15 protein-coding genes are annotated in these 22,087 nt (G+C 71.2%); 12 read left to right on the top strand and 3 right to left on the bottom strand.

Annotated features, from left to right (window positions below):
• The first annotated feature begins 16 nt into the window (after positions 1-16).
• From K8625_RS30760 to K8625_RS30790, 7 genes are read left to right on the top strand one after another with little or no spacing between them, the layout of a single operon-like run.
• Positions 17-643: a 4Fe-4S single cluster domain-containing protein gene (locus K8625_RS30760; protein WP_223784707.1), complete on the top strand. Its 627-nt coding sequence runs from the start codon at positions 17-19 to the stop codon at positions 641-643.
• Positions 640-1,725 (top strand): hypothetical protein, encoded by a 1,086-nt coding sequence (locus tag K8625_RS30765; RefSeq protein ID WP_223784708.1) that lies wholly within the window; start codon positions 640-642, stop codon positions 1,723-1,725. The genes K8625_RS30760 and K8625_RS30765 overlap by 4 nt, the downstream gene beginning before the upstream one ends.
• Complete coding sequence (locus K8625_RS30770) at positions 1,722-2,288, top strand: hypothetical protein (protein ID WP_223784709.1); 567 nt, start codon at positions 1,722-1,724, stop codon at positions 2,286-2,288. The genes K8625_RS30765 and K8625_RS30770 overlap by 4 nt, the downstream gene beginning before the upstream one ends.
• Positions 2,285-4,402: an AAA family ATPase gene (locus tag K8625_RS30775; protein WP_223784710.1), complete on the top strand. Its 2,118-nt coding sequence runs from the start codon at positions 2,285-2,287 to the stop codon at positions 4,400-4,402. Before K8625_RS30770 ends, K8625_RS30775 begins: the two co-directional genes overlap by 4 nt.
• A complete protein-coding gene (locus tag K8625_RS30780; RefSeq protein ID WP_046713159.1) occupies positions 4,395-4,661 on the top strand; it encodes a hypothetical protein in 267 nt (88 codons plus the stop codon). The genes K8625_RS30775 and K8625_RS30780 overlap by 8 nt, the downstream gene beginning before the upstream one ends.
• The gene (locus K8625_RS30785) at positions 4,661-7,927 is read left to right on the top strand and encodes a hypothetical protein (RefSeq protein WP_223750116.1); all 3,267 of its coding nucleotides are present in this window, start codon (positions 4,661-4,663) and stop codon (positions 7,925-7,927) included. Before K8625_RS30780 ends, K8625_RS30785 begins: the two co-directional genes overlap by 1 nt.
• On the top strand, positions 7,924-8,970 hold the full coding sequence (locus tag K8625_RS30790) for an AAA family ATPase (protein ID WP_223750117.1): 1,047 nt from the start codon (positions 7,924-7,926) through the stop codon (positions 8,968-8,970). Before K8625_RS30785 ends, K8625_RS30790 begins: the two co-directional genes overlap by 4 nt.
• Positions 8,971-9,018: 48 nt before the next feature.
• Here K8625_RS30790 and K8625_RS30795 read toward each other — a convergent pair whose 3' ends face one another.
• Positions 9,019-10,491 carry a hypothetical protein gene (locus K8625_RS30795; RefSeq protein WP_223784711.1) on the bottom strand — a complete coding sequence of 491 codons (1,473 nt, stop codon included), beginning with the start codon at positions 10,489-10,491 and terminating at the stop codon, positions 9,019-9,021.
• Positions 10,492-10,695: 204 nt separating this feature from the next.
• Here K8625_RS30795 and K8625_RS30800 point away from each other — a divergent pair, with 204 nt between their 5' ends.
• From K8625_RS30800 to K8625_RS30820, 5 genes are all read left to right on the top strand, one after another.
• A complete protein-coding gene (locus tag K8625_RS30800) occupies positions 10,696-12,186 on the top strand; it encodes a hypothetical protein (protein ID WP_223784712.1) in 1,491 nt (496 codons plus the stop codon).
• Positions 12,187-12,229: 43 nt separating this feature from the next.
• Positions 12,230-13,588, top strand: coding sequence for a WGR domain-containing protein (locus K8625_RS30805; protein ID WP_223784713.1), 1,359 nt, complete (start codon positions 12,230-12,232; stop codon positions 13,586-13,588).
• Between the two features lie 7 nt (positions 13,589-13,595).
• Complete coding sequence (locus K8625_RS30810; RefSeq protein WP_223784714.1) at positions 13,596-14,747, top strand: STM4014 family protein; 1,152 nt, start codon at positions 13,596-13,598, stop codon at positions 14,745-14,747.
• A 94-nt stretch (positions 14,748-14,841) separates the two neighbouring features.
• Positions 14,842-16,050 carry a hypothetical protein gene (locus tag K8625_RS30815; protein ID WP_223784715.1) on the top strand — a complete coding sequence of 403 codons (1,209 nt, stop codon included), beginning with the start codon at positions 14,842-14,844 and terminating at the stop codon, positions 16,048-16,050.
• A gap of 210 nt (positions 16,051-16,260) precedes the next feature.
• A complete protein-coding gene (locus K8625_RS30820) occupies positions 16,261-17,595 on the top strand; it encodes a reverse transcriptase family protein (protein WP_223784716.1) in 1,335 nt (444 codons plus the stop codon).
• 56 nt (positions 17,596-17,651) lie between these two features.
• Here K8625_RS30820 and K8625_RS30825 read toward each other — a convergent pair whose 3' ends face one another.
• Positions 17,652-20,804: an efflux RND transporter permease subunit gene (locus tag K8625_RS30825; protein WP_223750124.1), complete on the bottom strand. Its 3,153-nt coding sequence runs from the start codon at positions 20,802-20,804 to the stop codon at positions 17,652-17,654.
• 12 nt (positions 20,805-20,816) lie between these two features.
• Complete coding sequence (locus K8625_RS30830; RefSeq protein WP_305070929.1) at positions 20,817-21,983, bottom strand: efflux RND transporter periplasmic adaptor subunit; 1,167 nt, start codon at positions 21,981-21,983, stop codon at positions 20,817-20,819.
• Positions 21,984-22,087 lie beyond the last annotated feature (104 nt).

Here is a 22,087-nt window from a genome sequence, read left to right on the forward strand (position 1 = left end):
CCGCGCCGTTCCTGGCATGCTGCGCCCCTCCGCCATGTCCTCGAGCCCGGACACGTCCTCGACCGGCCCGGTGCTCCGGGTCGCCCAGCAGGTTCCTCGCACCGAGGCGGAGGGCCCTGGCCGCCGCTTCGCGCTCTGGGTCCAGGGCTGTCCGCTGCGCTGCCCCGGCTGCTGCAATCCGGAGATGTTCGCGATGGAGCGCGGCGCCGTCGTCACGGTGGAAGCCATGGCGGCCCGGGTGCTCGCGACGCCCGGCATCGAGGGCCTCACGATCCTGGGCGGTGAGCCCTTCTCCCAAGCGGACGCCGTGGCGGAGCTGTGTGAGCGCGTCCGCGCCGGCGGGCTCAGCACCCTCGTCTTCACCGGCTACACGCTGGCCGAGCTGAAGGCGCAGGGCCGCCCCGGAGTCGAGCGCCTGCTCGCCTCGCTGGACCTGCTGGTGGATGGGCGCTACGAGAAGGACCAGCCGGAGACGCGCCGGCGGTGGATCGGCTCTCGCAACCAGGTCATGCACTTCCTCACGCCGCGCTACGCCCCGGAGGACCCAACGTTCACCGCGCCGAACACGGCCGAGGTCCACCTCATCGAGGGGCGCATCATCGTCAACGGCTGGCCCGACCTCGCGGACCGACTGCGCCCATGACGCGCGTCTCGCCCTCCGAGCACCGGCTGCTCACGCTCGCGCGCGCCATCCTGGGCCAGGGCCCCTACGTGGCCGTGGAGGACTTGTTCCGGGGCAGTCACGTCTGTCCTCCCCAGCTCGGCCCCGCGGCGCTCTCCGCGCTGAGGGATTTGCTGTCCAAGGGCACCGTGCTCGTCCTCGCGCGGATGGGCGGGGGTCGCAAGCGCCGTCACCTGCCCTCCACCTCCGGAACGACGCGGCTCTGGGAGCGACACCCGCCCCGCCCGCTCCACTTCTCCGCGCTCTGCTTCCACACCCTGCGCTGGCTGGTGGAGCAGCCGCTCACCGTCCCCGACCACCGTGCCCTGGACGTCGACGCGCCTCCGACGCTCGCGGATGAGCTGTTCCTGTATCTGTGCTGCCGGATGCTCGTGGGGACCTCCTGCGCGCCGGCGCTGGGCAAGGAGCCCCAGTTCCGCCGCTCCGCCCTGTGCCGGCTCGGGTTCCCCGACGTGTTCGCCTCCGTGTCCGATTCGCTCTCGGCCGACGACTTCGCGCCGCTGCTCGCCGAGGGTGGCTGGCTCCTGGAGGCCGTCCAGGACGAGCTGGCCCTGCGCTGGCGGAAGATGGAGGAGTCCAAGAGCCGGCGAATCGAACCCCGGGAGCTCGTCGAGCTGGGGGCCTCGCAGACGCGGGTGCTGGACGCCTTCTTCGATGCGCTGGACCGCGCGCGCCGAAGAGACCTCGCGGGCTTCCTGCTGGACGCGCTGCGCCCCCTCGTGGACCAGCCCGCGGCCCGCTGGGTGGCCCACCTGTCGCCGCGCGCGCCGCTGGGCGCGAAGGTCGAGGCACGCCGTGGCGCTGGCGCGGGATTGCGTGCCCTGGCCCGACTGGCGCGGTGGGACCAGGAGCACCGCGCGGTGCGCTTCTTCGACGATGACCACGATGACGCCCAGTTGCTGCTCTCCGAGTGGTCCTCGTTCGGCGACGCGGGCTTCCGGCTCGCGGCGGACCGGGAGCGCGAGCTGGGCTCGGACCTGATGGTTTCCTCCGAGGTCCCCGAGGACGGGGCCTCTTCGACTTTCACCGGGAGCGCCCCATGAGCCGCGCCTATCGCATCTCCGTCTCCGAGTCCCTCAACCGCATCGTCCACGCCGACGACGGCGTGTGCTCCAAGCTGGAGCTGTTGCCGCTGCTGTCGCGCGAGGAGACGGCGGGCCTGCTCGCCGCGGACCTCGCCGCGCGAGGCTTCGTCCAGGAAGGCGACGTGGCGGTGCGCACGGAGGCGGACGGCGTGCGCGTGGCCGTGGACGTCACCACCGGCGAGGTCAGCGTCACGCTCGCGGCCCAGCAGGAGGTGGAGCTGACGGCCGTGGGCGAGGTCCTCACCAATGCCCCCTCCGGCACCGAGGCCACGCAGAAGCTCGCCCGGGAGAAGGCGCGCGCGAAGCTGGAGGACCGCGCCCAGGACGCCACGGAGGCGCTGCGCGAGGAGGTCACTCGCAAGCTGGAGGGCCGCCTGCGCGACCTCAAGACGGAGCTGGACGCCATCTCCAACAAGGTGACGGCGGAGGCGCTCAAGGTGCGCGCCTCCCAGCTCGGCACGGTGGAGGAGATCCACGAGGACGCGGCGACGGGCTCGCTCACCATCAAGGTCCGCGTATGAGCCAGCGCATCCCCGACGACTCGCTCCCCACGGAGCTGACGCCGTTCCAGGCGGTCGAGGCCGCGTACCCCGCGGAGCTGGAGCGCACCCGCGAGGCGCTCCTGCGCGGCCTGCCCGTCATGGTGGAGGCGGACAAGGAGCTGACGCCCTACTTCTACAAGTGCCTGCGAGACAGGCTGAAGAAGGACGGCAAGCAGTTCCTCTATCTGGACGGACGCGCCGCCGCGGAGCCGCCTCCGGGCATGCCCGCGCCCAGCATGATGGCCACGCTCATCGGCCAGCTGCGGGACGCGGTGCGCGGCGCGGTGCGAGAGCGAATCGTCGTGCTGCCGCACCTCGACCTGCTCACCACCAGCAGCGGAGGGCTTACCTCCGAGGCGCGCGAGGTGATTCCGCTGCTCTACGAGAACCCGGAGATGGTCTGGGTCGGCTTCAAGGACCCGTCCTTCCCGCTGCCTCGGGTCATCGAGAACCTGTTCCCGCACAAGGAGACCCTCCTCGGTGTGAGCCGCGAGCGGCTGCGCCACCTGGTCACCCAGCGCGAGTGCCGCAAGTTCGGCCGGGGCCTCCAGCCCTACGTGCTCTACAAGCACGTGTCCGGAGTGAACGCCGTCCGCCTGCGTCGGCTGCTCGGCGCCATCACTGGCGAGGACTATCCGAGCGACGCGCGGCCCGCGTACGCGCAGCTCCGCTCGGCCACGCTGAGCGGCTCGCTGAACGTGCCGGACCTGGACCTGCGGGCGGACATCGGCGGCTACACGCAGGTGAAGGACCGGCTCCAGCGCGAAATCCTCGACGTGCTCGCGCACAAGGACACGCTGTCGGACCCGGAGGCGGTGAAGCGTGTCGAGGGCCTGCTCCCGCGCGGGATGATCTTCTGGGGCCCGCCGGGCACGGGCAAGACGCTCTTCGCCAAGGCCATGGCGTCCTCGCTGGGCGCGGCGGTGCTCGTGGTGAGCGGCCCGGAGCTCAAGAGCCGCTGGGTGGGCGAGAGCGAGGAGAACCTCCGGCAGATCTTCGTCCGGGCCCGGCAGGCGGCGCCGAGCATCATCATCTTCGACGAGCTGGACTCGTTCGCCTCCGCGCGTGGGACCTATACGGGCTCCGGCGTGGAGCACTCGATGGTGAACCAGCTGCTCACGGAGATGGACGGCTTTCGCAAGGAGGAGCTCGTCTTCGTGGTGGGCACCACCAACTTCGTGGAGTCGCTGGACCCCGCGCTGCTGCGGCCGGGGCGCTTCGAGTTCCAGCTGTGCATCCCCTACCCCAACAACACGGACCGCCGGGCCATCCTGTCCATCTACAACGAGAAGCTGGCCCTGGGCATGACCGAGCGCGCGCTGGACTACGCGGTGAAGCGCACCGGAGACCGCGTCGAGGGCACGGGCACGCGCTTCTCCGGCGACCACATCCAGGCGCTGTGCCGCGCGCTCGCGCGACGCCGGCTGCGTGAAGGCGCCCAGACGCCCACCGAGCCCGTGGACGTCGAACGCGCCCTCACCGACTACCTGGACCGGCCCGCACTCACGCCCACCGAGGAGCGCGTCGTCGCCACGCACGAGGCCGGCCACGCGGTGTGCGCGCTGTTCTGCCCCAGCGCTCCCGCCATCGACCGCATCAGCATCCGCGGTGACCTGGCGGGCACGCTCGGCTTCGTGCAGTACGCGGACCCCGCGCATCGCCACGTCGTCACCCGGGGGCAGCTGCTCGACAGCATCTGCATGCTCTTCGGCGGACGCGAGGCGGAGGCGCTGCTGCTCGAGGACCTGTCCATCGGCAGCGCGCATGATCTGGAGCGCGCAACGGAGATCGCCCGCGAGCTGGTGGAGGAATTGGGCATGGGCGGCGACGGCCTGCCCGTGCGCCGCTTCGACGCGCCGGGCAGGAACGCGGACCGACACGCGCTCTCCGACGCGACGCGCGGCACGCTGGAGGCGGCCATCCTGGAGGTGCTCGAGGTGCAGCGGGCCCGGGCGCGCGACATCCTGCGCCGCGAGAAGCCCCGCCTCGTCGCGCTGCGGGATTTGCTCCTGGAGCGCAAGGTGTTGGACCGCGAGGCATTCGTCCACCTGGCGCCCGAGGCGGCGCCCAAGAAGGAGCCGGCCCATGGCTAGTCTCATCCTCCGCCTGCTCGTCAATCCCCAGACGGGCCGCAAGGACGTCGTCATCCAGTACGAGAGCGACTCCGACGCGCTGCCCATGGAGCACGAGGACGAGCACCGCCGCCTCGTGGACCAGCTCATCGCCGGGGGCGCGTTGAAGGCGTCGGAGCTGGGCCAGGTCATCGTCCAGCGCGACACGCCGTCCGGCCAGGCCGCGAACCCCGAGTCCACGTCCGACGGCAACGCCGAGAAGGTGAGCCAGAAGGCCTGATGTCCACGCTCGTCTTTCCCACCCGGGAAGCGCTCCACCTCGCGCTGACCTCCCGACTCGTCCCTCCCGAAGTCCAGGCCGCGCCGGCCCATCACCACACCCGCGCCGAGGGCCCGCTCTACGTCACGCCGCACGCGCCGCTGACGAAGGCCGCGCTCGCGGAGCTGGCCGCGTTCGGCGTCCGCGTCGACGCGAAGGCCCCTCGCGGTGAGGCCATGGTGCGCTGCTGGGCGGAGCTGCTGCCCACCCACCGCGCCCCGCTGGAGGGCGTGCTCCCCGGCACGGTGATGTTCCTGCCCACCGACGCGGACGCGCTGCTCGCGCTCGCGGGTGAGCTGCTGCGCCTGGGATGCGACCGACAGGAGCTCTGCTTCGCGAAGGGCGAGGTGGGCTCGCGGGCGCTGCTGCGCGCGGTGGCGCCTCCGTACTTCACGCTCACGGGCGCCCTCGACCGCGCGGGCGGGCTGCGCGCCTTCGTCCCCGCCGTCCCGGGTCAGACGTCCGTCTGGGTGGAGCTGGGGCATGTGCATCCGCTGGCGCGAACGCTCCAGCCCGCCGCCGGCAACGTGCTGCTCATCCCGGGCGAGGGCGCGTGGCTGACGGCCGCGGACGGCCCCTGGCTGGACCTGTACCAGCTCACGGACTTGCGGCTCCCGGAGCCCGCGCGCGCCTGGGAGCCCCTCCCCGCGCCCGGCCGGCTGTCCGTCCCGCTGCGCCTCACCCGCGCCGCGCGCACCGAGGCCGCGAGCCTCTGGGTGCTGCGAGAGAACGCCGTGGCCCAGGTGGAGTCACTCGTCCACACGCTGCCCGAGCCCGTTCTCGCGCAGCTCCGCTTCGCGGTGACGGGTCCACCGGACGCGCCCTGCATCATCCTGCGCGCGCGCGCCGGCCGGGAGCGACCTCCGGAGCTGGGCCTGTCCGCGATGGCCTATGCGCCGCTGCCGCAGGTCGCGGAGCTGTACCTGCCGTGCGACGGACTGCTGGAGCCGCCCGTGCGCAAGGAGCGGCTGCGCGCGCTGCTCGTCCCCACGCCGGAGACGGTGACGTGGCTGCACCCCACGGGGGACGGAGGCTTCCGCGCCGAGCGCATCTGCGAGAAGGCCTTCCAGCCACTCGAGACCTGGGTGGACTACGTGGTGGACGCGAGCGCCGTCGCGCTGGAGCCCTGGATGAAGGGCGCGACGTTCGACTTCGACGCCATCGAGCTCGCCGACGGGGAGTGGATTCCCGGCACCACGCGCGCCCCGTCCGCGGAGAAGAAGCCCAAGGACGCGCAGCCCTCGCGGACGGAGCGCCGCGCCCATGACACCGCCGAGCCCGAGCCCGTCGCGGAGCCCTCGCGCAAGGCCTCGAAGAAGGCGGCCACGAAGGCCCCGAGCGCGCCGCTCGTCCCCCTCGCGCCCGAGCGACAGGACGCGGCGGCCGAGGCGCTCGCCCGCGCGGAGAAGGACTTCCTCGCGCTGGACGTCCCGGCCGATGCCCCCGAGAGGCAGGCGCTGTGGGTGCGCATGGCGGAGCTGCAGGTGCAGCTCGGACGCGCTCGCGAGGCGACCCTGTGCTGGACCCGCGCGCTGTGGAGCGCGACGGGCGATGAGGCCACCGAGCTGGCCGAGCGCTGGGCCCGCGCCGAGACTCGCAATGGCCAGCCCCCCGAGCAGCTGTTGACCCGGGACACGCCGTCGGAGGACGACGTCCGCGGCCTCGCGAGCGCGCTCGTGCACGCGGCGCGCGCATCGGGAGGGGCGACCTTCAGCGACGTCCCGACGGTCCAGCGCTGGCTGGACAAGCACGACACCGCGCTCGACGTGCGCACGCTGTGGCTGTCCCGCGCGGCGCTGGACAAGCTCGCGGGGGGAGATCCGCTGAGCCTCGCGAAGGCGGGAGACCGGGTGCAGGAGATGCTCCAGCGCGGCCTCTCCCTGTCGCGCGACGTGCCGCTCTTCCTGCGCGGAGGCACGGACGCGGCGCTGCTGCCCCGGCTGGCGACGCACCTGACGACGCTCCTGGACCGCTTCGAGCGCACCACGCGCCGACGCTCGTCGGTGGAAGCCCCCACCGCGCTCACCCAGGCCTATGTCCGCCTCGTCTTCGCCTGCGGCCTCGCACGGGTGGGCCAGCCGGAGCACGCGCGCACGCTGGTGGAGGCGGCCACGGCGGCGCTCTCCAAGTCGGACCCCATCCACGGCTTCCTCGTCCGGGCGTACGGCGCGCGCGTGACGCAGGCCATGGAGGGCGAGCCCCTGGAGACGCCGCTCCCCGCGGACATCGCCGCGGAGCTCAACGCGCTGGTCACCTTCCAGCGGTACAAGGTGGACCGGCTGCGCCAGGGCTCCGGACTGCTGGAGCCCAGCGAGCGACTGGACCCGGCGCGCGCCTTCGGACGCGGGACGCGCGACCTGCGTGGCGAGGAGTTCGCCGCGCTGCGAGACATCCGCGACCCGGAGGTCGTCGACCGCGAGGTGCGCCAGCTCGTCCAGCGCGCCACCGGGGCGAAGCTGAACGCGGCCGAACGACAGCGGCTCATCGGCGGGCTGCTGGAGACGCTGCCCCGGCTCCCGATGGCGCGCGCGCTGCCGTTGATGGACTCGCTCGTGTCCGCGGTGGACACGCTGCCGGGCGAGGTGCAGGCGCGGCTGCTCGGAGACGCGCTCGCGCTGGCGGCGCTCTTCGGCCGGGTGGACCGCGCCACCACCTTCGCGGGACGCCTGCGCACCGTGCTGGCGGGCCTGCCGCCCGACTCCCACGCGTGGAGCGCGGGCATCCTGGAGGCGAGCCTGCGCGGCCTGCGTCGGGTGGGCCTGACGCGCGAGGCGGGCGACCTGGTGGAGGCGACGCGCGGCCTGCTGACGCGGCCCAAGACGCCGGTGGCCGCGCGACTCGGCGTCGCGTCCGGCATGGCCTTCGTCGGCCGCATGCAGGAGGCGCTGCCCGTGTTCGACGCCGCGTTCGAGGCGCTCGACGCGCTGAAGGGCACGCTCCCGGAGCGGCTGGCGCTGATGCGCAGCCTCGCGGGAGCGCTGTCCCATGCGCCCGCGGACCTGGCGCTGTCGGGCCTGGCGCGCCTGTCCGAGGTGCTGCCCCTGGTGACGGACAGCTACAACACCAACAGCCACTTCTGCCTCTCGGTGGTGGAGCTGGCGGACATGCTGGTGCTGGGACACGTGGAAGTGGCGCGCGGCTCGGGTGAGCGCGCGCGTGGTTGGTTGGATGAGGATGAGTTCCTGGTGCGACGACGCATCCACCAGGAGTTGGAGGAGCGTCTATGAGCAGTGTTCCCCGGCGTGAGGAGCCCGCCGCCGACCCCATCTCCGCGCTGACGTTCGATGCGCTGTCGCGCGAGGCCCAGGGGCTGAGAGACCGACTCAACCGCTTCCGTCAGGCGCTGGGGCGGCACTTCGTGGGCAAGCAGACCCTGGTGGACTTGATGACGGTGGCGGCGGTGGCCCAGGAGCCGCTGCTGCTCGTGGGCCCTCCGGGCACGGCCAAGTCGGACCTGGTGCTCAAGTTCCGCGAGGCGCTGCGCATCCCCTCCGAGGACTACTTCGAGTACCTGCTGACGCGCTTCACCGAGCCGTCGGAGGTGCTGGGCCCCATCGACATCAACCTGCTGCGACAGGGGCGCTACATCCGGCGCGAGGGCGGCAAGCTGCCCACCGCCCGGCTCGTCTTCCTGGACGAGGTCTTCAAGGCGAGCTCCGCCATCCTCAACGCGCTGCTCACGGTCATCAACGAGCGCAAGTTCTACCAGGACGGCGCGCCGCAGCCGGTGCGCCTCAAGGTGCTCTTCGCCGCCACCAACGAGCTGCCCGAGCACGCGGAGCTGGGGGCGCTCAAGGACCGCTTCTGCCTCAAGGCCGCGTGCCGGCCGGTGCAGGACCGCTACTTCCTGGAGCTGCTCGACTCGGGCCTGGAATCGCAGACGAACCGGGAGCTGAACCAGAAGCCCTGGGCGGAGGGGCACGCCACGCTGGAGGACGTGCTCAAGGCGCACCGCTACCTGACGCTGATGATGGGCCGCAAGGAGGCCGGGCCGGAGGGACGCGAGCTGAGAGACCGCGACCTGTTCTTCCGCGACGAGCTCTTGCGTGAGTTCCGCCGCGTGGTGCAGACGCTGACGCGCGAGGACGGCGTGTTCATCAGCGACCGCAAGCTCGTGAAGCTCTACCGGCTCCTGCGCACGCGCGCGTGGATCTTCCACGGCGGCGCGGTGGAGCGGCAGGACCTCCAGCTCCTCTCCTACCTGGGAGAGACGCGAGAGGAGATCGACCTCCTGGAGGAGAAGGTGCCCCGGCTGCTCGGCCTGACGTGAGTCCGGAAGGAGCGGAAGGCGCCCTGCCCTCCACTCCCGTCCCTTCGGCTACGGCGTGCAGCTCACGTTCGAGGGCATGGCCCAGAGCTGGTGGTAGCCCGTGTCATCCCTCGCGCCGAAGTAGATGCGGTTGCCCACCCGGGCGAACGCGGTCGCCAGATGCGTGCGCGACGGGCTCGTGGTGATTTCGGACGAGGTCTCGTCGGTGCCGTAGGACACCCACGGCACCGCGAAGGAGCCCTCGCCGCCCGCGGTGAACACCACCCCGCCATTGTCCGCGGCGATGAGCGGAGACCAGTACTCGTCGGAGGTGCTCAGCGCCGCGGGAACCCGCCGCGTCGTCGCGGCCGTCCCCTGCGTCACCCACAGCCACACCCTGCGCGGCGCGGGACCCGACGTCCCGATGGCGACGGAGAAGTAGAGCGTGTCCCCCGAACGCACGACGCCCTGGACGTAGGTCCCCGCATCCGGGTCATTCCCCCATGGGTTCTCCAACTGGGTGACGTTCGCCTTCCCGCCCCCCGCCAGCGACACGCTGGAGAGCGTCATGATGGGCAGGTAGGCGCTGTCCACCAGGTACACCGAGCCGCCCAGCGAGCCGAGCATCAGCATGCGCTTGCCGAAGGTCTCCAGCCGCACCGTTCCCGCGGCCGTCCCGTCCGTCTTCCAGACCTCCGTGTTGCCGCCATCCAGCAGGGTGAACAGCCCCACGGCGCCATCCTGCGTGGTGCCCACGTCCATCACGGGGACCTGTCCGGCATCCAGCTTCTTGACGAAGACCGTTCCGCCCGCGGTGCCATCCGTGCGCCACAGCGACGTGCCGTCCGTCGCATTGGACATGAAGAAGAAGTGCGCGCTCGTGGTCCGCACGTATCTCTCAGACAGCGTGCTCAGCACGCCCAGGTTCACCTCCATCCGCGTGCCGGGCTCCGTGCCATCCGTGCGCCACAGCTCCACCTGCGTCCGGGGCGGCGTGAGCACCTGCCGGGTGCGGAAGAACGACGCGCTGTTGCCCCACACGGAGACCTGCGACATCGCCGTGCCCTCCGGTCCGGGTGTCACGTCCTTCAGCAGCCGCGTGCCAACCTCCGTCCCGTCCGACACCCACGGCTCGCGGCCCGACTCCGGCGTGTAGACGGTGAACAGCAGCTTGTCGCCGAGCGGCGCCCGGGTGGACAACGCGCGCTCGGGCCACATCGCGGAGAAGGCGCGGACCTGCACGGTGCTGCCCTCGGTGCCCTGCGTGCGCCACAGCACGGAGGCGCCGTCGGGGTAGTTCACGGTGAAGTACGTCGTGCCCTGCACGCCCAGGAAGCCGAAGGGCGACAGCCCCGCGAACGGCGGAGGCTCGGGCGTCCCCGGGGGAATGACGACCTTCACCCGCTGCGCGCCACCGGTCGGGCATGACGGCGCCAGCAGCGGCGCTTCCGCCGTGCTCACGGGACTCTCCGCCCTCGCCTCCGGTCCTCCGCAGCCCAGGGCCCCCAGCAACATCACCGCCCAGCCAGACTTCGCGCGCATGTGGCCTCCTCTCCCGCGAGGGAGCAAGGAAGCGAGGGTGGGAACCGACCCTGGGCTGGACAACTGCCCCGAAGTCGCAGGGGCCTGTCCGCGTCGAGACAGGGACCGCTCCTCCGGTCCCCTGCCGAAACCACGGCGCCTCGGCGCCGCGCACCGACACGCCCCTGCATCCGCCCCCAGCGGGAAGTGATACATGGTGGACGCATGGGAGTCCCCGAGCCGCGAGCCCCCCAGGACCTGGAACGCTGGTTGTGCGCGGGGCTCTGCCTCTCACGGCAGGAGGGGCTCGACGCGGAGGCGCTCGCCGCGAGCATCCCCGGGCTGAGGGCCATGCTCGAGGAGGCCCCCACGCTCCCGCCGCCCGCGCTCATCGCCGACCTGGGGCGGCTCGTCTCGGGGCAACCTCCCGCACCCTCCCTCCCCATCCCGGACACCCTGCCCCGCCTGCGCGACGCCGTGCGGGCCTACGACGACCACGTCCTCGCGCGCCTGGCCGCCGAGCCCACCCTGGAGGCCGTGTCCGCCGCGCTGGCCCGCGTGCCCCAGGCCCTGCGGCCCAAGGGCCTGGCCTTCCTCGTCGGCCGCGTGCTCACGCGCATGGGCTTCACCTCGGGCACGCCCGTCAGCCCCGCGCTGGCGCGGCGCATCCTCGAGAAGCCACCGGGTGAACTGTTGCAATCGGGATACGGCGCCCTGCGCGAGCGGGACTCCGCGCTCGAGTCGCTCGCCCGGGGCTACGAGGCGCTGGCCACCGGGGCGCGTCGCGCCAGCGCCCTGCTCGGCGACGCCGAGGTCTTCACGCTGGAGAACCTGGAGCACCTGAAGGGCAAGGCGCAGCGCCTGGCGTTGGAGCAGGCCGTGGAGGCCGCCGAGTCCCTGTCGCGCACGCTGCCGCCGCGTCTGCGCGCGCGCGCCGTCTCGCAGGGCCCCGCGCCCACAGCGCTGGAGGACGAGGCCGCGTTCCCGCAAGGAGGCTTCTCGTCGGTCTCCAACGTGGGCAGCCTGGAGAACCTGGTCACCTCCGAGCTCGTCTACATGGAGGACGAGCCCACGCTCGACTTGTTCGACGTGCGCTACGTCGAGGGCGAGCTGCTCTACTACACGCGCGACGAGAGCCTCGCGGTGCGCCGCCGTCGGGTGCTCGTGTTCCTGCTGCCCGTGAGCCTCGCGGACGCGCGCGTGAAGGACAGCGGCGTGAGCTGGCAGCGCGCCGTGCTGGCCCTGGGGCTGGTGCTCTGCCTGGTGCGTCGGCTCTCCGTGTGGCTCGGAGACCAGGACCTGCGCTTCCAGGTGGCCTTCCCCTGGGAGGGACAGGGCCCCCACCCGCTCGAGGCCGAGCGCGGCTTGTGCGAGCTGCTCCTGCGCGAGTGGCGCGCCCGCGGCACGGTGGAGATTCTCACCCCGCGAGACAATGAGCAGGTGTTGGAGCAGGTGCGCGTCGACGCGAAGCGGGCGCGCGTGGACGTGCTGTGGCTCGACGCGGTCCGTCAGTCGCCGTTCGACACGCGCGGGCTGCCCACGCACGTGAGCGTGCACCGGGTGGACCTGAGCGGACCGAGCCCCCGGGTGCAGACGTCACGGCCGGGTGTCCCCGCGCAGGGAATTCCGGAAGACGGGCGGGAAGGGCGCGCGCCCGAGACGCCCTGGGAAGCCTGGATGGGCGCGACGCTTGAGCTTGCGCGAGGGCTTCTCTAGCTTCCGGTCGGACGCGCCACGCTCGGCGCAGGAGAGGACGGCCATGCCGCGGTACGAGTTCAAGGAAGGCAGCTCCAGCAAGTTCTGGGAGATCAAGCTCGAGGGCGACTCCTTCACCACGCGTTGGGGCCGCATCGGCACCGACGGCCAGGAGAAGACGCAGTCGTTCGACTCCGACGAGAAGGCCCAGAAGGAGTACGACAAGCTCGTCCGTGAGAAGGAGAAGAAGGGCTACGAGCTGGTGGGCGACGGCGAGGGCGGCGACGACGACGACGAGGGCGAGGCCGTCGAGGGCAAGTCGAACCCGGAGCTCGAGGCCGCCATCCAGAAGGACCCGGACAACGTCGACGCGTACCTCGTCTATGGCGACTGGCTCCAGGCCCAGGGCGACCCGCGCGGCGAGCTCATCGCGCTGCAGCACGCGCTCTCCAAGGCGTCCGGCGCCGAGGCCACCGCGCTCAAGAAGCAGGTGTCCGCGCACATCAAGAAGCACAAGGCGCTGCTGCTCGGCTCCATGGCGAAGGGTTGGAGCGACGAGGAGATCACCCTCGAGTGGCACCTGGGCTTCATCCGCTCGGCGCGCCTGGGCCGCAAGGAGTACGACTCCGAGTTCGACGTGGGCGAGGGCGTCAAGACGCTGCTGACGCACCCGTCGGGGCGCTTCCTGCGCTCGCTCGCGGTGGGCATCGTCGACGCCTCGGATGGCGAGAACAGCTACGAGCCCGTCCTGGAGGCCCTGCAGGAGGCGCCCCCCAAGGGGCTCGAGCACCTGTTCCTGGGCGACTTCGAGTACCCGGACGAGACCGAGATCTCCTGGTCCTACGTGAACGACGTCTCGGCGCTCTACAAGCTGGTGCCGAACCTGCGCTCGCTGCGGCTGCGCGGCGCGGGCGCGGACCTGGGCGACATCGACCTGCCGGAGCTGCGCGAGTTCACCATCGAGACGGGCGGCCTGCCGCTGGGCGCGGTGAAGTCCATCGCCAGCGCGAAGTGGCCCAAGCTGGAGAAGCTGGAGGTGTGGTTCGGCCAGGACAGCTACGGCGCCGAGGGCGGCGTGGCGGACATCCAGCCCATCCTCGACGGCAAGGGCCTGTCGAACCTCAAGGTGCTGGGCCTGCGCAACGCGGAGTTCACCAATGACCTGGTCAAGGTGCTGCCGACCGCGAAGGTGCTCCCCCAGCTCGAGAAGCTGGACCTGTCCATGGGCTGTCTGACGGATGAGGGCGCGAAGACGCTCGCGGAGAACGCGGCGGCCTTCAAGCACCTCAAGCACCTCGATCTGACGGAGAACACGCTCACCGACGCGGGTGAGAAGCTGGTGGCGAAGATCGCCGGCACCGTGGCCGCGGGCAACCAGCGCGAGTACGACCCCGAGTACCACTACGCCGCGGTGGGCGAGTAGCCCTCCCATGTCCGCGTTGCCCGGCTTCATCGTCATCGGCAACGCGGAGAACCGGCGCGTCTCGCTGTTCCAGGACGCGCTGGACCGTCAGGGCCTGCCGCCCGCGAAGGTGGTGCCCTGGCGGGAGCTGCTGGAGTCCCCTGCCCGCCTCGCAGAGCTCCCCGACACGGACGCGTTCGTCCGCATCGACGCCGCGGGCGAGAGCTGGGAGGTGGAGAAGGGCCTGTTGAAGCGGGGCTACGAGGACGCGCTCGCGCACGGGGGACAGGTGCTCGCCCCCGATGAGGTCGACGCGCTCGTCGAGGACCACGGGCGCATCCTCGCCCCCCGGCAGGGACACCTCGGCTTCCTGCGCGTCCTCTCGGAATTGGAGGCCGTGTTCCGCGAGCGCCCGTCGTGGCGGGTGCTCCAGTCGCCCGCGAGCATCCGGGACTTGTTCGACAAGCGCGTCACCTCGCGCCAGTACGCCGCGCTGGGCGTGCCCGTGCCGGAGCCCCTGGACGGGGTGACGGACGTGGCATCGCTACGCGAGCGCATGGACGAGGAGGGCTGGCGCGAGGTGTTCGTGAAGGTGTCCTGCGGCTCGTCCGCGTCGTGCCTGGGCATCTTCCGGCGACTTCGCGGCCACGAGTCGCTGGTGACCACCGTCGAGCAGTCGCCGAGGGGCTGGTTCAACACGCTCAAGGTGCGCCGCATCCGCGAGCCGGAGCCGCTGGAGCAGGTGCTCGGCTTCCTCTTGCGCGAGGGCTCGCAGGTGGAGCGCTCGATTCCGAAGGCGCGGCTGGGCGGAGACCTCTTCGACTGTCGGGTGCTGGCGGTGCGCGGCGAGCCCGCGTTCATCGTGGTGCGCCAGAGCCGGCTGCCCATCACCAACCTGCACCTGGGCGGCTGGCGCGGAGAGCTGGAGGAGCTGGAGGCGGCGGTGCCCCGGAGCGAATGGGAGGCCGCGATGGAGAGCTGCCGCCAGGTGGCGCGCGCCCATGACTGCCTGCACGTCGGCATCGACCTGATGTTCGAGGAGTACTTCACCGGGCACCGCGTGCTGGAGGCGAATGCCTTCGGGGACCTGCTGCCCGGCCTGAAGCGCGACGGCCTCACCGTGTACGAGTGGGAGATTCGCGAGGCCCTGCGGGCCGCGGGCTTCGACGTGCCCGCCTGACACCTCCGTCGCAAAGACAGGCACGGACGCGAAAGAGCAGTTTATCCGCCTCACCGGGCCTAGAGTGCGAACCTTTCTCGAGGAAGGTTCCGCCATGAATTGGAAAGCGTCACTCGGTGCGTTGCTCTTCACGCTGACGGCCTGCTCGGAGTCTCCAGACCCGACGCCCACGCCGCCCCGGCCGATGAAGGCCGTGTTGTTTCCGTACATCCCGGACACGGTGGGGGACAGCTTCGCGAGCCTCGCGGCGCGGCTCGAAGCGGACTTCGAGCGGGAGCACTCGGACATCGACCTGGACATCGTGTTCGATGCCAACCTGGATGTGTATGACCTGGATGATGGCGGCACGCTGAACCAGCTGCTCGGCTCGGGCCCCTCGGCGGCGCAGGTGGTGGAGGTGGACACGCTCATCCTGGGCTCACTGGTGTCGAAGGGCTGGATTCAGCCGGTGACGCCGGCGGCGGGCACGGTGCATCCGGCGGCCGAGGAGGCGGTGCGCATCTCCGGCACCAGCTACGGCATGCCCACGTACCTGTGCACCTACGTGGTGTACTCGCACAGCACGAACATCCGCTCCGCCACGAATGGCGCGACGCTGGTGGACATCCTGCGAGAGGTCTCTCCGGGCAAGCGGCCGCTGGCGGCGAACTTCGACGGGAGCTGGACGCTGCCCTCCTCGTACATCGATGCCTGGGGAGACACGCACCCGGCGGACGCCCTGCCCGGCGCGCTGTCGTTGCCGCTGGATGCGACGACGCTGACCCCGTTCGAGACCGTGGTGGACAGCTGCGCGATGGAGCCCGGCGTCAACCCGTGCCTGGATGGGACGTACGCGGACAACACGGCGGCGGAGGAGGCGTTCGCCACGGAGCAGGCCAACGGGTTCATGGGCTACACCGAGCGCCTGGTGCCCATCCTGAAGGCCCGGCCGGGGATGGCGTTGCCGGACGTCGTCTCGGTGCCGCTGGGTGGCGGCTCGGCGCCCACCGTGTTCGTGGACGCGCTGGTGGTCAACGCGGGCTGCACGGGCACGTGCGCGGAGGACGCGAAGGCGCTCACCTCGTTCCTGGGGAGTCCCGAGGTGCGCGGCCTCATCGCCTTCAGCGGCGAGGGACCGCAGGGCACCCTGCCCCGCTACCTGCTCCAGGCCAACCGCGCCTTCTACCAGCAGGAGCCCGCGCGCTCGGACCCGATGTACCGCAAGTTCGAGCCGCTCATCCACGGCGCGCGGCCCTTCCCCAGCCAGGGCTTCCCGGAGAACCGCAAGGCGATGCAAGCCGCCCTGTTGGAGGCGTTGAAGTAGTAGGGTCCGCCTCGCCATGCGGCGGCTCGGAAACCCAGCGCGTAGACGGTCCGTGGTGACACGGCCCTCTGCATCTCCGGGGTACCCCCGGGGACTCTTCATGAGGAACACACTCCCACGCGAGGCCGGTATCGCGGCGAGCCGCGAGTCTGGCCACGCCGGACGGGACAGGTGGGCCCGAGCCGCCGCATGGCACCCGGAGGCCCGGACGTGAGCACGCGCCACCCCGTGGCGGCGGCGCTCGCGTCCGCGTTCCTCGCGGGTCCCTGGACTCGAGCGGGACTGAGGGAACGAGGCGCCCATGTCGTGGGCGGCCGCCCGCGCTGGCTCGTGCCCGTCGTCCGCGGCATCCTGAGGTACTTTCCTCGCCCGCCCCACGCCCGCATCGAGCTGCTCACCGAGCTGCTCGCCACCCGCCCAGCGCTCATCCGCGCCTGCGGCAACAGCGCCGAGCCCATCCGCATCCGTCACTGGCTGGACGCGGAGCCCCAGATGGGCCGGCGGCCGTGGCCCGTCCCCGAGCTCACGACGCAGGCCGCCCTCGCGCAGTGGCTCGGGGTGACGGACGCCCAGCTGGGCTGGCTCGTGGATGGCGCGGGCTTCGAGCGCACGTCCCGTCCCGGCCAATGGCGACGCTATCGCTACGTCTGGATTCCCAAGCGCACGGGCGGCAAGCGACTCCTGGAGAAGCCAGGGCTGGACCTCGCGCGACTGCAGCGCAAGGTGCTCCACGACATCCTGGACGTCATCCCGCCCCACGCCGCCGCTCGCGGCTTCGTCCGGGGCCTCGGAGTGAAGGACTTCGCAAGCCCCCACGTGGGCCGCGCAGTGGTGGTGCGCGTGGACCTGGAGGACTTCTTCCACGCGGTGCGGCCCGCGCAGGTGTGGGGCGTGTTCCGGACCGCCGGCTATCCCGATGGCGTCATCAACGCGCTCGCCGGGCTCTGCACCAATCGGACGCCGGGCGCCGTCGTTGAACAGGCACGCCGGGCCGAGAGCGCACAGGAGCTTGACGCCTGCTGGCGACTGTCGCGCAGGCTCTCCGCGAGACACCTCCCGCAGGGAGCGCCCACGTCACCGGCGCTCGCGAACCTCGCGGCCTATCGACTCGATGTCCGCCTGTCCGCGCTCGCGGCGACGCTGGGCGCCCGGTACACGCGCTACGCCGATGACCTGGCCTTCTCCGGTGACGAAGCCCTGGCGCGACGCGCGCGCAGGCTGCTCACGTGCGTGACGCGCATCATCCGTGAGGAGGGCTTCACCGTGCGCCACGGCAAGACGCGCGTGATGCACCAGGGCCAGCAGCAGCGGCTCGCGGGCGTCGTGGTGAACGCACACCCCACCGTCCCTCGCGAGGACTACGAGCGCCTGAAGGCCGTGCTGCACCTGTGCCGCACACGCGGCCCCGAGAGCCAGAACACCGAGCAGCATCCCGACTTCCGCGCGCACCTGCTCGGGAGGATTGCCTGGGTGGAGCATCTGCACCCGGCGCGAGGAGCCCGCTTGAGGGCCACCTTCGAGCGCATCACCTGGGCGTCGGAATGAAAAGAGGCCGCCGACAACGCGCCGGCGGCCTCTTCGGGCTTCACGTCGTCCCAGGCTCAGGACGTCGCGTGTGAGTCATCCACCGGGGGCGAGGACTCCGTCTCCGTCTTGCGTCGGGTGAACAGGCGCTGCACCACGACGAAGAACAGCGGCACGAAGAAGATTCCGAGCAACGTGCCCACCAGCATGCCGCCGAGCACGCCCGTGCCGATGGCCCGCTGAGCACCGGCGCCCGCGCCCGAGGCGATGGCCAGCGGCACCACGCCGAAGCCGAACGCCAGCGACGTCATCAGGATGGGCCGCAGACGCGCACGCACCGCGAGCAGCGTGGCCTCCACCAGCTCCATGCCCTTCTCGACGTTCTCCTTCGCGAACTCCACGATGAGGATGGCGTTCTTGCTCGACAACCCCACCGTGGTCAGCATGGCCACCTGGAAGTAGACGTCGCGGTCCATGCCTCGCATGAAGCTGCCCAGCACCGTGCCGAGGATGCCCAGCGGCGCCACCAGCAGCACGGCCGTCGGGATGGTCCAGCTCTCGTACATGGCCGCCAGACACAGGAACACCAGGAGCAGCGACAGCGTGTACAAGAGCGGCGTCTGCGAGCCCGCCTGCCGCTCCTGATACGACTGGCCCGTCCACTCCAGGCTGAAGCCCGGCGGCAGCTGCGCCACCATCTGCTCCACCGCGGCCATGGCATCGCCGGAGCTCACTCCGGGCGCCGCCTCACCGGTCAGCTCCATGGCGGACACGCCGTTGAAGCGCTCGAGCCGGGGAGAGCCCGAGCCCCACCGCACGCTCGCGAACGCGGGGAACGGCACCATCTCCCCCTTCGTGTTGCGCACGGACCACCGGCTGAAGTCCTCCGGCACCATGCGGAACGGAGCGTCCGCCTGGATGAACACCCGCTTCACGCGGCCGCGGTCGATGAAGTCGTCGATGTACTGACCACCCCACGCCGCCGTCAGCGTGTTGTTGATGTCCGCCGTGGAGAGCCCCAGCGCGGTCGCCTTCGCCACGTCCACGTCCACGCGGAACTGCGGCGTGTCCTCCTGGCCGTTGGGCCGCACGTAGGCAATCAGCGGGTTCTGCATCGCGGCGCCCATGAACTGGTTGCGCGCGGCCGTCAGCGCCTCGTGCCCCTGTCCGATGTTGTCCTTGAGGAAGAACGTGAAGCCGGCCGAGTTGCCCAGCTCCGCCACCGCGGGCGGCGGGAAGGCGAACGCGAGCGCGTCCTCAATCTGCCCCAGGGCCCCCGCGGCGCGCCCCGCCACCGCGTTGACGCCCAGCTCCGCCGACTTGCGCTCCTTCCAGTCCCGCAGGTTGATGAACGCGATGCCGGCGTTCTGACCGCTGCCGGCGAAGCTGAAGCCCTGCACGCTGAAGAGCGCCTTGACGGTGTCCTTCTCGTTCTCCAGGAAGTGGTCCTCCAGCTGCTCGATGACCTTCATCGTGCGCTCCTGCGTGGCGCCCACCGGCGTCTGCACCAGGGCGAACAGGAAGCCCTGGTCCTCGGACGGGAGGAACGAGGTGGGCAGCTTGAGGAACAGCACCACCATCAGCGCGACCATGGCCACGAAGGCGACCATGAAGCTCCACGCCCGGCCCAGGATGCCCTTCACCACCGACTGGTAGCGGGCGTTGCTCCAGTCGAACGCGCGGTTGAACGCGCCGAAGAAGCCCTTGCTCGCCGCGTGGTGGCCCTTGGGAATCGGCTTGAGCAGCGTGGCGCACAAGGCCGGCGTGAGCACCAGCGCCACCAGCACCGACAGCGCCATGGACGTCACGATGGTCACCGAGAACTGCCGGTAGATGACGCCCGTGGAGCCCGCCAGGAACGCCATGGGGATGAACACCGCGGAGAGCACCACGCCGATGCCCACCAGCGCGCTGGTGATCTGCGACATCGACTTGCGCGTGGCCTCCTTGGGGGACAGCCCCTCCTCGCTCATCACGCGCTCGACGTTCTCCACCACGACGATGGCGTCATCCACGAGCAGGCCGATGGCGAGCACCATCGCGAACATGGTGAGCATGTTCGCCGAGTACCCCAGCGCGGTGAGCACGCCGATGGTGCCCAACAGCACCACCGGCACCGCGATGGTGGGGATGAGCGTGGCGCGGAAGTTCTGCAGGAACAGGTACATCACCAGGAACACCAGGAGGATGGCCTCCAGCAGCGTGGAGACCACGCCCTGGATGGCGACCCGGACGAACGGCGTGGTGTCGAACGGCACCACCGCCTTGAGTCCCTTGGGCAGCGTCGGCTCCATCTCCTTGAGGGCCGCCGCCACGCCCTGCGCGGTGTCCAGGGCGTTGGCGCCCGTGGCCAGCGACACGGCGATGCCCGTGGCGGGCTTGCCGTTGTAGCGGCTGATGACGCTGTAGTCCTCGGAGCCCAGCTCCACGCGGGCCACGTCGCCCAGCCGCAGCACGGAGCCGTCCGCGTTGCCTCGCAGGACGATGTTCCGGAACTGCTCCGGCGTCTGGAGGCGGTCCTGCGCCGTCACCGTGGCGTTGAGCTGCTGGCCCTTCACCGCGGGCGTGCCGCCCAGCTGACCCACCACCACCTGCTGGTTCTGCCCGCGGATGGCGCCGATGACGTCCGTGGGCGTCAGCGCGTAGGTGTCCAGCTTGTTGGGGTCCAGCCAGATGCGCATGGCGTACTTCGTGCCGAACACCTGCGTGCTGCCCACGCCCGGGACGCGGGAGATGGGGTCCACCATGTTGGTGGCGACGAAGTCCTGGATGTCGTCACCGCCCATGCTGCCGTCCTCGGACACGAAGCCGATGACCTGCAGGAAGCCCGAGGCCGCCTTGGTGACGGCGATGCCCTGCTGCTGCACGGCCTGCGGCAGCAGCGGCGTGGCCAGCTGCAGCTTGTTCTGCACCTGCACCTGCGCGATGTCCGGGTCGGTGCCGTTGGCGAACGTGAGGGTGATGGTCGCCGCGCCGTTCGACTCGCTGGTCGACGACATGTAGAGCAGGTTGTCGAGCCCCTTCATCGTCTGCTCGATGACCTGCGTGACGGAGTCCTCGATGGCCTTCGCCGAGGCGCCCGGGTACACGGCGCCGACCGTCACGGTCGGCGGAGCGATGATGGGGTACTGCGCGATGGGCAGCCGGGTGATGGAGAGCGCGCCAGCCATCATGATGATGATGGCGAGGACCCACGCGAAGATGGGTCGATCAATGAAGAATCTTGCCATGGCTGCGTTCCGTCACTGGTTGGGAGCCGGCGGGACGAGGGGCGCGGCTTCGCCCCCCTTCGTCTCTGTCGGCGGGGCTTCCGTCGCCTGGACGGGCATGCCCGGCTGGATCTTCTGGAGACCGGAGATGATGACGCGGTCGCCCTCGGACAGGCCGCTGTCCACGAGCCAGCGGTCTCCCACGGTGCGGCTCACCGCGACGGTGCGCGGCTCCACCTTGCCGTCCTTGCCCACCACGAGCGCGGAGGCGTTGCCCTTCGCGTCGCGCGCGATGCCCTGCTGCGGGACCAGGAGGCCCTCTTGACGCAGGCCGTTGCCCACGAGCGCGCGCACGTACATGCCGGGCAGGAGCATCTGGTCGGGATTGGGGACGGTGATGCGCAGCGCGAAGGTGCCGGTGCCCGGGTCCACCGTCACGTCGGAGAACGTGAGCGAGCCGGGGTGGGCATAGCGGCTGCCGTCCTCCAACAGGAGCGTGACGGGCGTGCTGTCGGTGGGCTTGAGCGTGCCGGCGCTGAGCTCCTTGCGCAGGCGGAGCAGCTCGCTGCTCGACTGGGTCAGGTCGACGTAGAGCGGGTCCAGCTGCTGCACGACGGCGAGCGCCTGCGGCTGGTTGGCGGTGACGAGCGCGCCCTGGGTGACGGACGACTTGCCGATGCGACCGGCGATGGGCGAGGTGATGCGCGCGTGTCCGAGCGTCACGCCGGCGCGCTGGACGGCGGCCTGCGCGGCCTTGACGTCCGCCTCCGCCTGGGCGAGCGCGGCGACGGCCTTCTCGTTGTCGGCGGGGGTGACGGCCTCGAGCTTGAACAGCTCGGCGGAGCGCTTGGTGGAGAGGGCGACCGAGGTCAGCGTCGCCTGGGCGCGCTCCAGCGCGGCCTTGGCGCTGGCGTAGTCGGCGCGGTAGGTGGCGTCATCGAGCTCATAGAGGGCCTGGCCCTCCTTCACCTGGCCGCCCTCGGTGAAGAGCCGGCGCTGGACCAGGCCGTTGACCTGGGGGCGGACCTCCGCGACGAGGAACGCCTGGGTGCGCCCGGGCAGCTCGCGCGTGAGCAGCACGGACTCCGACTTGAGGGTGACGACGGTGACGGGGGCGGCCTGGGGAGCCTGCTGCTGCTGCTGTTGCTGCTGCTCGGCGGGCTTCTCACAGGCGACGAGCAGCACGGCGCCAGACAGCATTCCAACGAACGCCGGCGTGAGCCGACGTGAACGAGACCACATGAAGTCCTCGGGGGTGGGGGACTGAAACGGGCGGCCGAAATCCTTCCGGCGCGGCCTCTCCT

This window comes from Myxococcus sp. AS-1-15 (assembly GCF_020037055.1).
Classification (GTDB): Bacteria; Myxococcota; Myxococcia; order Myxococcales; family Myxococcaceae; genus Myxococcus; species Myxococcus fulvus.

What these genes read in the sequence shown, in the direction of transcription:
- K8625_RS30760 (WP_223784707.1), top strand. Translation starts at nt 17, where the DNA reads ATGCTGCGCCCCTCCGCCATGTCCTCGAGCCCGGACACGTCCTCGACC.
- K8625_RS30765 (WP_223784708.1), top strand. Translation starts at nt 640, where the DNA reads ATGACGCGCGTCTCGCCCTCCGAGCACCGGCTGCTCACGCTCGCGCGC.
- K8625_RS30770 (WP_223784709.1), top strand. Translation starts at nt 1,722, where the DNA reads ATGAGCCGCGCCTATCGCATCTCCGTCTCCGAGTCCCTCAACCGCATC.
- K8625_RS30775 (WP_223784710.1), top strand. Translation starts at nt 2,285, where the DNA reads ATGAGCCAGCGCATCCCCGACGACTCGCTCCCCACGGAGCTGACGCCG.
- K8625_RS30780 (WP_046713159.1), top strand. Translation starts at nt 4,395, where the DNA reads ATGGCTAGTCTCATCCTCCGCCTGCTCGTCAATCCCCAGACGGGCCGC.
- K8625_RS30785 (WP_223750116.1), top strand. Translation starts at nt 4,661, where the DNA reads ATGTCCACGCTCGTCTTTCCCACCCGGGAAGCGCTCCACCTCGCGCTG.
- K8625_RS30790 (WP_223750117.1), top strand. Translation starts at nt 7,924, where the DNA reads ATGAGCAGTGTTCCCCGGCGTGAGGAGCCCGCCGCCGACCCCATCTCC.
- K8625_RS30795 (WP_223784711.1), bottom strand. Translation starts at nt 10,491, where the DNA reads ATGCGCGCGAAGTCTGGCTGGGCGGTGATGTTGCTGGGGGCCCTGGGC.
- K8625_RS30800 (WP_223784712.1), top strand. Translation starts at nt 10,696, where the DNA reads ATGGGAGTCCCCGAGCCGCGAGCCCCCCAGGACCTGGAACGCTGGTTG.
- K8625_RS30805 (WP_223784713.1), top strand. Translation starts at nt 12,230, where the DNA reads ATGCCGCGGTACGAGTTCAAGGAAGGCAGCTCCAGCAAGTTCTGGGAG.
- K8625_RS30810 (WP_223784714.1), top strand. Translation starts at nt 13,596, where the DNA reads ATGTCCGCGTTGCCCGGCTTCATCGTCATCGGCAACGCGGAGAACCGG.
- K8625_RS30815 (WP_223784715.1), top strand. Translation starts at nt 14,842, where the DNA reads ATGAATTGGAAAGCGTCACTCGGTGCGTTGCTCTTCACGCTGACGGCC.
- K8625_RS30825 (WP_223750124.1), bottom strand. Translation starts at nt 20,804, where the DNA reads ATGGCAAGATTCTTCATTGATCGACCCATCTTCGCGTGGGTCCTCGCC.
- K8625_RS30830 (WP_305070929.1), bottom strand. Translation starts at nt 21,983, where the DNA reads ATGCTGTCTGGCGCCGTGCTGCTCGTCGCCTGTGAGAAGCCCGCCGAG.